This is a genomic window from Ancylomarina sp. YFZ004 (assembly GCF_054254355.1).
Genome location: NZ_JBTCHQ010000004.1, coordinates 74,382 through 88,779 on the forward strand (window position 1 = coordinate 74,382; position 14,398 = coordinate 88,779).

At 35.9% G+C, this 14,398-nt stretch carries 10 protein-coding genes; 2 read left to right on the forward strand and 8 right to left on the reverse strand.

The annotated features are described in order from the left end of the window. Positions 1-92: 92 nt before the first annotated feature. Genes ACXR6G_RS08060 through ACXR6G_RS08070 form a run of 3 tightly spaced genes read right to left on the reverse strand, consistent with a single transcriptional unit; the run spans position 93 to position 4,758 of the window. The gene (locus ACXR6G_RS08060; RefSeq protein WP_458360908.1) at positions 93-1,220 is read right to left on the reverse strand and encodes a YibE/F family protein; all 1,128 of its coding nucleotides are present in this window, start codon (positions 1,218-1,220) and stop codon (positions 93-95) included. 53 nt (positions 1,221-1,273) lie between these two features. Continuing rightward, positions 1,274-2,812, reverse strand: coding sequence for an alkaline phosphatase (locus ACXR6G_RS08065; protein ID WP_458360909.1), 1,539 nt, complete (start codon positions 2,810-2,812; stop codon positions 1,274-1,276). Positions 2,813-2,856: 44 nt separating this feature from the next. Then, positions 2,857-4,758 carry an AMP-dependent synthetase/ligase gene (locus ACXR6G_RS08070; protein ID WP_458360910.1) on the reverse strand — a complete coding sequence of 634 codons (1,902 nt, stop codon included), beginning with the start codon at positions 4,756-4,758 and terminating at the stop codon, positions 2,857-2,859. A 400-nt stretch (positions 4,759-5,158) separates the two neighbouring features. Between ACXR6G_RS08070 and ACXR6G_RS08075 the strand changes: the two genes are divergently transcribed. Beyond that, positions 5,159-6,634, forward strand: coding sequence for an aminotransferase class V-fold PLP-dependent enzyme (locus ACXR6G_RS08075; protein ID WP_458360911.1), 1,476 nt, complete (start codon positions 5,159-5,161; stop codon positions 6,632-6,634). 166 nt (positions 6,635-6,800) lie between these two features. Beyond that, positions 6,801-7,712: a metallophosphoesterase gene (locus tag ACXR6G_RS08080; RefSeq protein ID WP_458360912.1), complete on the forward strand. Its 912-nt coding sequence runs from the start codon at positions 6,801-6,803 to the stop codon at positions 7,710-7,712. 35 nt (positions 7,713-7,747) lie between these two features. Here ACXR6G_RS08080 and ACXR6G_RS08085 read toward each other — a convergent pair whose 3' ends face one another. The 5 genes from ACXR6G_RS08085 to ACXR6G_RS08105 form a co-directional block, all read right to left on the reverse strand. Continuing rightward, complete coding sequence (locus ACXR6G_RS08085; protein ID WP_458360913.1) at positions 7,748-9,028, reverse strand: DUF3570 domain-containing protein; 1,281 nt, start codon at positions 9,026-9,028, stop codon at positions 7,748-7,750. Continuing rightward, positions 9,019-9,246, reverse strand: coding sequence for a DUF4266 domain-containing protein (locus ACXR6G_RS08090; protein ID WP_458360914.1), 228 nt, complete (start codon positions 9,244-9,246; stop codon positions 9,019-9,021). The genes ACXR6G_RS08085 and ACXR6G_RS08090 overlap by 10 nt, the downstream gene beginning before the upstream one ends. Next, entirely contained in the window at positions 9,236-10,273 is a 1,038-nt protein-coding gene (locus ACXR6G_RS08095) for an FAD:protein FMN transferase (protein ID WP_458360915.1), read from the reverse strand. The genes ACXR6G_RS08090 and ACXR6G_RS08095 overlap by 11 nt, the downstream gene beginning before the upstream one ends. Before the next feature lies 1 nt (position 10,274). Further along, positions 10,275-10,718, reverse strand: coding sequence for a thioredoxin family protein (locus tag ACXR6G_RS08100; protein ID WP_458360916.1), 444 nt, complete (start codon positions 10,716-10,718; stop codon positions 10,275-10,277). Between the two features lie 190 nt (positions 10,719-10,908). Next, on the reverse strand, positions 10,909-14,265 hold the full coding sequence (locus tag ACXR6G_RS08105; RefSeq protein ID WP_458360917.1) for an alpha-amylase family glycosyl hydrolase: 3,357 nt from the start codon (positions 14,263-14,265) through the stop codon (positions 10,909-10,911). Between the last annotated feature and the right edge of the window lie 133 nt (positions 14,266-14,398).

The following is a 14,398-nucleotide window of genomic DNA, read 5'->3' on the forward strand; positions in this document are numbered from 1 at the left end:
TATTTTGAATGAATCTAAGTAGTTGAGAGATTGTAGATTTTTCCTGTAATACTATCTAGGAAGTGGAAGTCGGTCTGTGATAGACTATAAATTTATTTTTTTCGAGTAAAAAGCCAACTTCCAATAATGGCAGTGAAAGGGGCAACTAGAATAAGACCAAAGCTACCAACTAGTGTGTGAAGAAGTTCACCTGAAACGTAGTTAAGGTTTAAAATATTGGTCATTGGAGTGCCTTGTGCAATAAAAACCATTAGTAGAGCAGAGAACCCCCCTGAATAGGCAAGAAGTAGGGTTGTGGTCATAGTACCCACGACTGCTTTCCCAACTTCGAAACCAGATTGGCGTAGTTTTTTTTGACTAATTGTTGGATTGTGATTGATCACTTCAGCTTGTGAGGCTGCAATATCCATGGAGATATCCATAACGGCACCAGACGAGGAAATGAAGATGCCTGCAAGGAATATTTCAGTAAGGTTTAAATGTGCAAATCCAGAATAAAGTAGAGTTTCTGAGAAGGGTTTAATTGCGCCATGTATATTGAAAAGGTCACCAAAAATGATAGCCATAATACAGGTGATGGCTATACCACTCATTGCGCCTAAAAATGCAACGATCCCTTTCTTATTCGTTCCAGCTACCAGAAAAATAATGGTAGAAGTCAGTAAAGCAACTATACCTAGCGAAAGTGGAATAGGAGAGAAGCCTTTTAAGAAACCAGGTAATAAGAGTTTCCATATAGCCAGTCCAGTAAACATGAACGAAAGGATGGCTTTAATACCCGTCCAACCTGCAAAGCCAATTAGTAGAATGATAAATAAGACCAAGAGCCATAATTCGATATTAATTCTATAGTGATCGACTACATTGGCGCTGATAATCTGTGATCTATCTTCATTTAGATTTAGGACCGTAAGTGTTTTATCTCCTTCTATAAAAATCTTGTCAAACTCCATACGACCAACCAATTGATTGAAAGCTTGAAGTTCCCTTCCTTTAAATTGACCATCCAGTATTTTGATTTGTAATGACTGTGTTCCTGTTTTTAAGATGCCTGTTTCAACCATTAAATTTTCGTTCGTAGAAAGAACAATAGCTTTAACTCGGACAGAATTCGTATCGGTTGTTTTGTCAAAACCATTGGGAGTAATCATTAAACCTAGGCAAATAAGTAGGAGTAAACCAACTAGAATTAAATCTGATTTTGGAGGTAACTTAAACATGGTGGTGGGAAAGTTAACAAGGATAAGCCCAATGACTTATCCTTGTTGTATATTTATTTAGATTCTAGTAGTCTGAAAACGTTTTTGGCCATATCTGTATTGTCGTAATAGCCTGAGAATAGTTCTGCACCTACGCCAATGGCTCTAACAGGAATGGGCGTAGCGGTATGAGAAAATGAAGTCCAGCCGATACCAGCTTTTTGTGATAGAATATGGCAAGCTGCTACAGTTAAAGGGTTGTAGCTACCATATAGCAAGTAGAACTGATCATCTTTTTTGAATTCTTTATTGTAATTCATACTTTGTTCGAAAGCATCTTTAAGTTGTTTTGTTTCGAATGCAGATAACTCAAGTCCTTTTTCTTTATTACCTAAACCAAAGTGCTTTTCTACTAAAGCCATTCCATCTTCAAGCTTATAGTTGCCAATATTATCTTTTTTATACTGATCTACAATTTCTGAAAATCCATCGTTAGATATATTTTGATATTGTAGGATCTTAAAGTCTGAATGGTAGTGACTTCCAGAAAACCCTAGAGCCATACCACCAGTTTCATGGTCACCACCAACAACAATAAGTGTTTCTTTTGGGTGTTTCTTATAGAACTCAATTGCAACTTTTATGGCAGAATCAAAATTGAGAACCTCTTTAATGGCTGTCGCAGCATCGTTAGCATGACAGGTCCAGTCAATTTTTCCACCTTCAACCATCATGAAAAATCCCTTTCTGTTATCTAATAATTCAATCCCTTTTTTAGTGAATGCACTTAATGGAATATCATCTTTGGTTTGATCTATGGCATAAGGCAAGGCTTTACCTCCAACTAAACGCGGAGCAATTGCAATTATTTTATCATCTCCTTTTTTTAAACTTTGGAACTCAGCTTTAGTATTTAAAAGTCTATAACCACGTTCCTTTGCGAGTACAATAGAATTGGTTTGCTTGTTTTCGACTTCTTTTTCAGATCCTTGACCAAAATTTGCCATGATGTTGTTTTTATCCAACTTGCCATCACCTTCAGGATGTTTAATGCCACCTCCTGCAAAATAATTGAAGTTAGACAGGCTTAAATCTAAGCTAATGTCGTAATACATACTTCTAGATGCTTGATGAGCATAAAAAGAAGCTGGTGTAGCATGGTCGATGGATACTGATGAAATGATTCCAACTTTGTAGCCTAAGTCTCTTGCTCTTTCAGCCACTGACTGAAGTGGCTTTTGTTTTGAAGCATCCATACCAATGGTATTGATACTTGTCTTATGACCTGTGGCTAGAGCTGTTCCCGCTGCAGCAGATCCTGTAATGAATCGGTCCGTTGCATTGGTGGTATAAAAACCGTGATAGGGAAACGTGTTCATTTCAAGTTTTTGGATGCCATTTTTTTCATTAACGGCACCAAGATAGGCTTCTGCAGCATTGGCTTGAGATAAGCCCATACCATCTCCAATAAAATAGAAGATATACTTAGGTGCTTTTCCTTTGTAGTTTTGACGTTGTTTTTCAATGTTTGAATCACTAGCACTTGAGGTAAGTGTAAGTAATACTAAGCCTAAAGTTAAGAGGCTATTGATTTTTTTAAAGTTAAATTTCATTATGATTGTATCTCTGTTGTGTTATTGTATTACTTGTCCTCAAATTAAAAATTTTGGACTGTTTCCTTATTTTTAATGTTTAAGAAGTTTTTCCCTTCAGGCGTATATAAATAATCTACATGCTCATTGAAATAAAGAACCACTTTGTTTCGTACAACTTTCATGGTTGAGTTTACCAATTTATTATCTTCTGTAAAAGCTTCTGGTAAAATTCCAATTGCATTTGGAATCCATCTTTGCGGGAACATATCTTGATATTTACCTCCGGATTTATAATCGTTTAGTTCCGATTGTAACAGCTTAAGTGCTTCAATTTGTCCGTTATCACTTTTGGAATCCAATCCTTTTTTTCTCAGATGAGCTTGAATGGCACCCTTGTTTGGCACAAGCAAAGCGATTGTGTATGGATCTTGATTGTTGTATAAAAGACACTGATCGATATAAGGTGACTGATCAACCAAAGCTTCTTCTATGCCTTCGGGACTGAATTTTTCACCATCATTGGCAATCAATAATGATTTAAAACGACCTGATACATAAAGAAACCCCTCTTCATCTATATGTCCCATATCACCTGTATGTAACCAATCATTTTTTAGGGTTTCAGCACTGGCTTTATCGTTTTTCCAGTAGCCTTTCATCACATTCCCCCCTTTGATCACAATTTCGCCTTTTTCACCGATTGGAAGTGCATTGCCCTGATTGTCGCAAATTTTGAAATCCATATTATTAACCAGGAAGCCTGATGAACCTAACTTATGACGGTGATGTGTATTCGAGGAAATAATTGGAGAAGCTTCAGATAAACCGTAGCCTTGATACATTGGAATTCCAATTGCATAGAAGAAACGTTGTAACTCAATATCCAAAAGAGCCCCACCACCAACAAAGAATTTCAGATTACCACCAAAGTTGGCTCTGATTTTTGAGAATAGAATTTTATCGTAGAACTTATAAATAGGCTTTAAGAATTTACGAGTACCTTTTCCCTTGTCGTTGCCCATACCATTATAACGATAGGCAACATTCAAGGCTTTGTTGAACATGCGTTCTACCTTAGGCCCTTTGGCTTTAATTCCCTTTTCGATATTCTTTTTAAAGTTCTTTGCTAAGGCAGGAACGCTTAAAATAATATCAGGTTTAATTTCTTTAATGTTATTCGGAATATTTTTTAAGGCCTCCATAGGCGACTTACCTTGCTGAACGGCAGCAATAGAGGCACCTTTTAACATGAAACTATAAATACCTGCTGTGTGAGCAAAGGAGTGATCCCATGGTAGAATAAGTAATGTTTTATAGGTTTCCGGAATGTCCATTAAACTGGAAGCCTGTATAACATTCGAAGTGTAATTGTTGTGTGATAAAATGATGCCTTTAGGATCGGCCGTGGTTCCTGAAGTATATGAGATATTAGCGCTATCCAATGCTTCAATGGTTAACCAAAGGGTTTCCAAACGAATTTTGTCATCTGCAGGTAAATTCTGACCAAAGTTTATTACAGAGGAAAGGTAAATTTCTTTTGATTCGAGTTCGATATCTTCATCGATAACGATAATCTGTTCCAAAAGCTCAAGTTCATCTTTAATTTCTCTGATTTTTGAGAGATGGTTCTTCGAAACAATAAGCAGTTTGGATTCTGAATGCTGTAAACGGAATTTTAATTCATTTTGAGCATCTAATTTCACTGATAGGGGCACATTCACTGCACCAGCATATAAAATGCCTAATTCGGCCAGTACCCAAGCATTTCTTCCTTCTGATAACAAGCCTATACGATCGCCTTTATTGATGCCTATGGCATATAATCCCGCTGCTAGTAGATGAACTTCTGTTTGTAGTTCCTTATATGATTGAGAAGAATAATTTCCATCGGTTTTTTCCCACAAAAAGGGGTTATTGGGATATTGTTCTACACTTTTTTCGAAGAGTTGAATAATTGTCTCCATATATCTTTATTGTCTTCTATAAATGACTTGATTGTAATAAAAAAGAAAGTATCTTTCTTTTTTATGAAGCCAAATTTAGTGTTTTCCCATCAAATTCTTCCATTCTTCATATATAGCATCTATTCTAAATAAGAACCGGGATAATTTATTGTAAATTTAAATGGGTGTTTTCTTAATAATATAAACTTATAATCAGGCTTATAGCTAGTTTGTTTAGAAAGTTGTCTGGATACAAATAGCCTAATAAACAGGAATATATACAATCACTATTTGTATTCCTTTTTTAGAATATCTATTTTTAGACCCGTTCTTAAATCAGATCAAACAGTCTGAATATTAATTGATTTGAGACACACAAATCTGAATATAACAACAACACAAATAAAACTAATCTAACCTAATGAGCAATTTGGAAAATCATTTCAAAAAGTTCCGAAAGAATACGGTGGGGAATGAAGCCCGATTTTATTCTCCTTTTGGTAAGCAAACTATCGTTTACGGCGACTGGATTGCAAGCGGACGTTTATATAAGCCCCTTGAAAAAAGAATGCTAAAAGACTTTGGTCCTTATGTCGCAAACACGCATACAGAGACCAATGTTACTGGTACTTTAATGACCCAAAGTTATCATGAAGCTCAGAATATAATTAAGAAGCATTGTAATGCTGGACCTAATGATGTTTTGATGCATGCAGGTTACGGTATGACAGCTGTTATTGTTAAATTACAACGTATTTTAGGTTTAAAGGGCTGTGGCCCTATGAATTCTAAAACGTGCTTGAAAGATAAAGAGAAGCCAGTTGTTTTTATCACGCATATGGAGCATCATTCAAACCAAACATCATGGTATGAAACCAATGTTGATGTTGTGGTTGTACCTCCAGGAGAAGGTTTAACTGTTGATTTGAACGAGTTGGAAAAGCAATTAGAAAAATATGCTGATCGAAAGATGAAAATTGGTTCATTTAGTGCTTGTTCAAATGTCACAGGGATTATCACCCCTTATCACCAGATGGCAAAGATGATGCATAAGCATGCTGGTATTTGTTTTGTAGACTTTGCTGCTTCTGCGCCTTATGTTGATATCGATATGCATCCTTCTGATGAAGCGTGTAAATTAGATGGTATTTTCTTTTCTCCACATAAATTTCTAGGTGGCCCAGGCTCTTCTGGTGTCATGATATTTGATTCTGTTCTTTACGATCCAGATTCAGCTCCAGATCATCCAGGTGGAGGAACAGTAGATTGGACAAACCCTTGGGGAGAGTACAAATTTGTAAATAATATTGAGGCACGTGAAGATGGAGGAACTCCAGGTTTCCTTCAGTCTATTAGAACAGCTTTGGCTATCGATGTGAAAAATCAGATGGGAACTGACAAGATGGAAGCTCGTGAGGAAGAGTTACTCGATTTGGCCTTCAAATTGATGCGTGAGGTTGATGATGTAACGATTCTTGCTGATGATGGTCAGAAGCGTATTGGTGTGATGTCATTCTATATCGAATACATTCACTTTAACTTGTTAGTAAAGATGTTGAATGATCATTTCGGAATTCAAGTTCGTGGAGGTTGTGCTTGTGCAGGTACATATGGGCACTATATGCTTGATGTAACTCATGAGAAATCACAGTCGATTACATGTGAAATTTCTGCTGGTGACTTAACTCACAAGCCAGGATGGGTACGTTGGTCATTACACCCAACGACTACTAATAAAGAGGTTATTTACTTTGCAGAGTCTATCAAGAAAATCGTTGCTAATTTTGACGAGTGGAAGAAAGATTACGAGTACAGTAGTAAAACTAATGAATTTACTTACGTTGGACCTAATAAGGTAAAGAAAGAAGTTAGTATCGAAAAATTGTTCAAGCTTTAGTAGCTGATTATTTTCGATAATAATTAGATTTAAAATATAAACTCTTCTTATTGCATTGCAATAGGGAGAGTTTTTTTTTGTTTTCATATCTTTGATAAAGTGGGGAAGTTGAGAGATTGGTTTATAACCTCACATTAGAGATAAATTTTTACAAAATAGAATTGATTTGTACGATATAATAGGAGATATACACGGCGAGTTTGAAAGTTTGGAAGAAATGCTTCAAACTTTAGGTTATAAGAAGGAGGTTGGCTTTTATGCACATCCTGAAAGAAAAGCCGTTTTTGTGGGAGATTTTGTAGACAGGGGATTCCGTGTGATCGATAGTCTCTGCTTGATAAAAAATATGGTTGATCATGGTTCAGCCTATGCAATAGTTGGCAACCATGAACTCAATGTTTTAGCTTACTATACCAAAGATGATGAAGGTATTCCTTTGCGTGATCATAGTTTGAAAAATAAGGCTCAAATTAGAAGAACTTATCTCGAGTTTCAGGCTAATAAAGAGGCTAAGAAAATCTACTTAAAATGGCTACGATCTTTGCCTTTATTTTTAGAGTTCGAAGACTTTAGAGTTATCCATGCTTGTTGGGATCAAAAAGCTGTGGATTTAATTAAAACCAAACATCCTGAGAATAGACTTAATAAGAAATTTCTCAGAAAGATATACGCTAACAAAGGCAAATTATACGATGCATGTATGCTTTTGCTAAAAGGAAGAGAATTTGCTTTGCCCAATGATCTGATGATAAAAGATAGCTATGGTATCAAGCGAAATATGTTTCGAATAAAATGGTGGAATAAAATGGAAGGGGAGAGCTTTAGCTCTTTGGCTTTTGGTAACCGATTTAAATTACCTGATTATACAATTCCACCAGAACTTTGCGAGGAGATTACTCCCTATTCTGAGCAAGAACTACCTGTGTTTTTTGGGCATTATTGTTTGAATGGACAAGCAGGAGTTGTGAGAGATAATTTGTGTTGTGTAGATGCTTGTGTTGCAAATGGAGGACACTTGGTTGCTTACCGTTGGGATGGTAATAGAGTATTGAAGCAAGAAAATATAGTGGAAGTGTAAAGAGCTAAATATATAACTCTTTACACTATTCCTTTTTAGAAGGTAAAAGCAAAATCAAGACTAACTAACCAAGCACTTAAACCGTCACTTCTATCGTAATAGGCGGTTCTTAAACCAATACTTTTGAACTGAGCCTGTTTATTTTTTCTGAAGGGAGATTTAAAATGCCCAACTCCCATTACTGGAGAATATTGCAAACCCAAACCTATTTTAGTGCTACTCAAGTCCGATAAATCGTAATCAGATGTGTAAAATTCAGGTTTTTGATTACTGTCAGCTTGACCAAATTCATAGAAATTATCAGCAGCAGTTTGTGTGTGATATCTAAAAAATGGAGAAGCAATAAGCGAGGGCGTCACTTGCATAGGTAATTCTATACTTGCTGTATGTGCGGTAATTCCCCAACTGTCGGTATAATAACGATAGAAGGTTCTTACTCGCATAAAGTCATTTAAATAATAATTCCATCGCATCGAGATTGGAATCTTCATACGATTATCTTCCAGTTTTTCAACAAAGCTAAGACCTCTTAATACATCATCAGTTTGTCCAATGGCATCGTTAAAAAAGACGCGATGGAATGGTGTACTCAGAAGACCCGATTGTGATACAACTTCTAACGAAAACAAGGCTTGTAAGCGCTTATTAATAACTTGTGAATAGGATGCTCCAAATTTCATTGTAGAACGTTTGTCATCCTTTAAGTTCGCTTTAGGAGTATTTCTAATCTCGTATGGATAAAGTAATTTCCACGTATCATTCATATAGAGAGCATCAATACTTAATGATCGATTCTTATCTTTTGAATTTAGCGTATAAGAACCACCAAAGTTGAAAGAAGTGACATCGTACTCTGCCGAAAACCCAGCCATTAAACTATAAGCATTACCGGAATTTACTAAATTCCTGTTATAAGCCGCATTAATGTGCGTGCGAACATCCATACCTGAAGCACCAGATTTATTACCATCAAAATAGTCAATATTATCTGTTGAAGCAGATGAATAAATATCAATTCCGAAATTTAAATCTAAGCTAGATATTGAATCCATTGGGACATGCACTACAAAAGTAGGTGCAATATTTTCAAGTTTTTCAGTGCCACGACCACCTGTAACAGGGGAGTGATCACCATCTTGCTCGTAATAATTAAATAAGAAATTGACTTCAGTATCTTTGAAGTCAGCTTCAGATTTTTTTATCTTTTTACGTTTCTCATTTTGCTTGTCGTCAATACTGTTTTTATCAGTTTGAGCCATTGCCATGATAGAAGCTCCCATCAATGCAATAAGTAGTATCGTTTTATTTAATTGCATCCACAGCCTCCTCCTGATTTTCCGCCATTTGCACCAGCAGCACCTTCACGGTATGATTGAAAATTCGATTCGTAACTTTCTAGCTTCTTCGCTTGAAGTGCCATTGCTTCGTCGTTAAGCTTTGCTTTTTGGTAGGCTGCAACAGACATACATGAGTTGAGACCAAACAACAAGCATAAACCACCAAGTAAGAGCTTGGATTTATTCTTATTTCGCATGTTTTTTTCCAATTTGGTATTTGTGGTTAATAATTGGTTTTTTTATATAATCTAAATGTAAGTTTTTTGATGTGAAAAGTTCTTGTTTATCAGTTATTAGAAGGCATTCTATACCATTAAGATGGTTAATAAGTTCGAGACCTTTTTCCTTACCCAAAACAAAAACTGAGGTAGCCAGTGCATCGGCTAATTCAGCATCGGGGCAGATAATACTCACACTACTCAGTCCTTTTACAGGATAGCCTGTTCTAGGATCGATAATATGTGAATAACGTTGACCATTTATTGTGACAAATTTTTCGTAGTTACCTGAAGTCACGACAGCGGTTTCATTAATGTTGAGCCAGGAAAAAACCATCTCTTTTTGTTTTGGATTCACAATGCCAATCTTCCAGTCTTGACCACCTTCATCTTTTCCCCAACTGATTAAATCTCCTGAGGCATTAACTAAAGCTCCCGTCAAGTTCATCTTTGACATGATATCAAGTGCTTTGTTGGCAGCATAACCTTTCCCAATTGCTCCAAAACCAATTTTCATTCCTTTTTCCTTAAGAAAAACCGATCTTTTCTCAGTATTAAGGATAATATTTTTGTAATTGATTTTTGCTACAGATGCTGCTACAGCATTTGAATCAGGTAACTCTTTCATTTGTCCATCAAAACGCCAAATTTTATCCATCGAAGCATAGCTAATGTCGAATGCACCATGAGTTAATTTTGAAATTTTAATTGAACGACGAATCAAATTGAATAATTCCTGATCAACAACAATCGGTTTAACCCCTGCATTTCTAATAACTTCTGATGTTTGAGAATTTTTATCCCAAGACGAAATTAATTTTTCGATTCGCTTAATCTCTGTAATACCTTCTTCTATAGCTTTCATTGCATCATCTTGATTGGGGCTAACAGCGGTTAGCTCAAATCGAGATCCCATAAGAAGAAGAACCTTGGTGTGAGATTCTTTCTGTCCTAAAGAGATTAGAGACAGGAAAATAAGGAATATGGTCGCGGTATTTCGAATCATCTTATTTTTCAATCAGTGTTTTAATGTGAGCTATGTATTGTGTCGGACTCAAGCGTTTATAACCCGTTTTAGCAACAATATTCAAATCAGAATCTAGAATAATAATAGTAGGGAATTGTCCGTCCTTATTATATTTTTCAGCTAGTTTTTCATTGTACTTTGTTTGCTCTTTACTCAATCTGTTTTTTTTCTTTCTAGGGAAATCAACATCAAGAAGAACCAATTTTTCGTTTGCAAATGATTCAAATTCAGCTGTATTTAAGATGGATTGTTTTAGGACCATACAAGATCTACACCAATCAGAACCAGAGAAGTTCATGAAAATGAGTTTGTTTTCGTCTTTGGCTATTTGAGCGGATTTTTCAAGCTGACCTGTTTGTGCAAAACTGTTTACTGATCCACTGATAATAAGTATGATACCGATTAAAATCGTTTTGGAATTCATAAGCTTGTTGAAATTGATATTAGTTTGTTTATCAAATATACCAAAGAATGTATTGAAGTATCTAGATAGTTTGTTAAAAATATCAAAACAAATGAATCATTTTATCTAATAGAGGATTGATTTTATCGATAAGAAAAAAATCCCACTTAACCAGAGTTAAGTGGGATCTCCCAAATTTATGAAAATTGAATTACTGCTTTATTATCTTTCTCGTTAACTGATTTCCATCATCAAGATCAAAAACAATAATATAAATGCCTTGATTTAAATGTCTAAGATCTAGAATCTCATTACTATCAGGATTGTGCTTATAAAGGATTATTTTTCCTGTAAGGCTATATAGACTTAAACGTTTCACTTGTTTTAAATTATCCAAGTGCAGTAAATCTTTAACAGGGTTAGGGTATAAGCTCAATTCTTCATCTAAAACATCCTCAATGCCTGTTGAGTAGTCTATTGCTTCAGAATAGGCAGAATACACTTCTTCACCACTGGTTAGTTCGTCACTGATGGCAACAGGAGTTACAGCGAAACGTAAATAGCGACCAACATCCTGACGGGTTATTGTGTATTCAAGTGTGTTTGCTCCTTGAATAGCTGCTTCGTTAGTTCCAGATTGATTATCTGCAAGATACCATTGGATAATAGACTTCCCTTCAGAATCTCCTTCAGAATCTGTGTAAGTGTAAGTCGCTGTTAAAACGGCATCCTGTATGAATTCACCATTAATAGCTAAATTACTAGCAACTGGGGGATTCACAAGTGAAACAATTTTATCGGAGTAATCGCTGTAAATCGTATTTCCGCTTAGTAATTCTCCTGTTTGAGCTACTGGTGTAACCGAGAATCCAATGAATTTGTGACGATCATCAGCACCAGCAGTGTAAGTTATATTTGTTGCACCAGTAATTCCCATTTTATTTGTACCATCGACATCATCTGCCCGGTACCACTTGTAGATTGATGTTCCTTCTGCATCTCCATTTGTATCGGAGTAGGAGTAGGAGGCAGTCAGTGTTTCATTTTCTTTGGCAGTGCCAGTTATAAGAACAGCAGATGCCATAGGAGCTGAAATCACATTAGGTTTAGTTAATTGTTTTGTTGTGTAGATATGATATTCTCCTGGAGCAAGTTGTATGTTGGCATCAACATTAGTTACATTAATTTCTGTACTAGAGAAGTAGTCATACCATGTACCAGTTTTACTAAATTGAGGAGAGATACTACCTGTTTTCACATCGAAGTTTCCAATGATGCGTACATCCATATCGGCATGGTTGATCTCAATTTGTTTCAATGGCTGGCTTGTATTCAAGGTGAAATCGTCAGATTCAAAAGCAGCTTCTTCTTTTTTGATTTTAGCAAGTGCTGCAAATATTTGGTAAACTCTTTTTCGGTTTGGATCATCCTGGTATTCCCAATGAATTGGTTTTTTGCCAACTCTACCATTTTCTTCAATCGAGACATCGTAACCTAATTCTCCAAATTGCCAGACCATTTTAGGACCTGGAACGGTAAAGAAAAAAGCAGCAGCGGTTTCAATTCTGGAAAGGGCAGTATTCAAACTTCTTACATTATAACCATCTAAAGAAGTTCCTTCTGTAAGGTTTCTATACATCATTCGTTCTTCGTCGTGACTTTCCATATAACTAACCACTTTTGGACCATCCCAATCTCTGTTTTTCCAAGAAGTCCAACTAAAATTAGAACTTTCACCCTTAGTCGCTTCGCTATAATCATGATTGGCATTTCCCCATAATAGAATTCCATGAGCAGCCAATTCTTTCTCTTCCGAATTCTCAGATAAGTGTTCGAAGATAACCACAGCATCAGATTTTACATTCCAGATTTCTGTAGACATTCGTTTTAGCAAATCGATACGTTGCTGATCGTATTGACTTCCCCAAGGATCTGTCGAATTACTATGTGGTGTATTTGAGAAACCTTTAGTGAAATCGAAGCGGAAACCATCGATGTGATATTCAGTCATCCAATATGAGTTAATTCGATCAACCAAATCTTTTGTTGCCTGACTCGTATGATTAAAATCGTATCCCCAATGTGCATCAGTGTTTTCGAAATTATTCTCCACATTGTACCATGGACTATCAGCGGTAGGTTTAGTTCCATCAAAATACATACGAAGGAAAGGTGATTGACCAAAAGAATGATTCAATACCATATCCATCAAAACGGCTATTCCTCGTTTGTGACATTCGTCTATAAATGCTTTGTAATCCTCTTTTGTACCATAAGCTTTATCAGGAGCAAAGTAAAAGGATGGATTGTATCCCCATGAATCGTTCCCTTCAAATTCGTTGAAAGGCATCAACTCAATGGCATTAATACCCAATCGTTCCAAATAATCCAGAGTGTCTTTTACGGTTTTAATATTACCTGTAGCAACAAAATCACGTACATGCAATTCGTATACAACGAGATCTTTTTCATCAGGAACAGCAAAGCCGGAATCAGTCCATGTAAAATCTGATTGACCAGTCTGAAAAACACTAGCAATTTCTGTTGTTTTTCCATCTGGATATTTAATTAGATTTGGATAAGTTGCATCCAAAATATATTTATCGTTCCAAGGATCTGATAACTTATCAGCATAAGGATCTGCAATTTTGATATTACCGTCGATAATATACTGGTAGATGTATTCTTCTCCAGCAGTAAGATTGTCGATCGTAATCCAAAAGTGATCTGAATCCTTTTTCATTTGGTAGGTATTGTTGATCTCCCAATTCGTGACATCACCAATAACATAGATGTATTCTTTATTTGGAGCATATAATGCAAGGGTAACAGTATTGTCGTCGATATAATTGATACCAGGAATAATTCCTGCAGGCATTTGCTCAGTAACAACATCTTCTCGCACAAAGAAATGTATCGTATCTCTAGCCTCTTCTGATCCTGCTGTTGCAATTGCGACCAATTCGTGAGTTCCGGCTACTGCTGTTTGTATGCTTGTGCTGATTTGATTTGTAGTAGTTGTTTCCTGCTGTATTCCATCAAGAAATAAAGTAAGCTTATCGTTTGCTGTAGCTTTAACTTCGACCTGAAGCGATTCGTTTTTGATTATCATTGAGTCATCAGAAGGAGAAGCAAAACTAACGTTTAATCCTTCATTAAATACTTCAATACTTAGGTCGTTAGTCTGAGAATTACCATCAGCTGAGCGAAAAACTAAAGTAATATCAGTAACAATTTCACCATTTGCTACAGAATAATAATCTGTGATATTTGGAGTAATAACCAACTCATATATACCATTTCCTTTATTGGTTAGTTGTGGTTGTGAACTATTATCTCCCCATGTACCAATTACATGTTGCCAATCTGTGCTGCCTTCAATAAAAACACCTGTATGAGCATACAGATCTCCTGAAAATGTTCCTAATCCTGATTCCTTAGATGAGTCAAAAGTTATTGTGATCTCAGAATTGACATTCGGAAACTCAGGTACAGTTGTTATTTGACCGAATCCTATTGTAGGAATCAATAGGAGGAATAAAAGGATGTATTTGTAGAGTTTCTTCATAATTATCTTTTTCTTTTGATCAAATCCTTTGCCCACGGGGGGAGAGTGTTGTTTTTTTTATTGATGTTCAAATCAAACTTGAAAAAAAAGCCGCCCCCAAAGGGCGGCTTTAGAAGTTTATAAATTATTTGAA

What these genes read in the sequence shown, in the direction of transcription:
- ACXR6G_RS08060 (WP_458360908.1), bottom strand. Translation starts at nt 1,220, where the DNA reads ATGTTTAAGTTACCTCCAAAATCAGATTTAATTCTAGTTGGTTTACTC.
- ACXR6G_RS08065 (WP_458360909.1), bottom strand. Translation starts at nt 2,812, where the DNA reads ATGAAATTTAACTTTAAAAAAATCAATAGCCTCTTAACTTTAGGCTTA.
- ACXR6G_RS08070 (WP_458360910.1), bottom strand. Translation starts at nt 4,758, where the DNA reads ATGGAGACAATTATTCAACTCTTCGAAAAAAGTGTAGAACAATATCCC.
- ACXR6G_RS08075 (WP_458360911.1), top strand. Translation starts at nt 5,159, where the DNA reads ATGAGCAATTTGGAAAATCATTTCAAAAAGTTCCGAAAGAATACGGTG.
- ACXR6G_RS08085 (WP_458360913.1), bottom strand. Translation starts at nt 9,028, where the DNA reads ATGCAATTAAATAAAACGATACTACTTATTGCATTGATGGGAGCTTCT.
- ACXR6G_RS08090 (WP_458360914.1), bottom strand. Translation starts at nt 9,246, where the DNA reads ATGCGAAATAAGAATAAATCCAAGCTCTTACTTGGTGGTTTATGCTTG.
- ACXR6G_RS08095 (WP_458360915.1), bottom strand. Translation starts at nt 10,273, where the DNA reads ATGATTCGAAATACCGCGACCATATTCCTTATTTTCCTGTCTCTAATC.
- ACXR6G_RS08100 (WP_458360916.1), bottom strand. Translation starts at nt 10,718, where the DNA reads ATGAATTCCAAAACGATTTTAATCGGTATCATACTTATTATCAGTGGA.
- ACXR6G_RS08105 (WP_458360917.1), bottom strand. Translation starts at nt 14,265, where the DNA reads ATGAAGAAACTCTACAAATACATCCTTTTATTCCTCCTATTGATTCCT.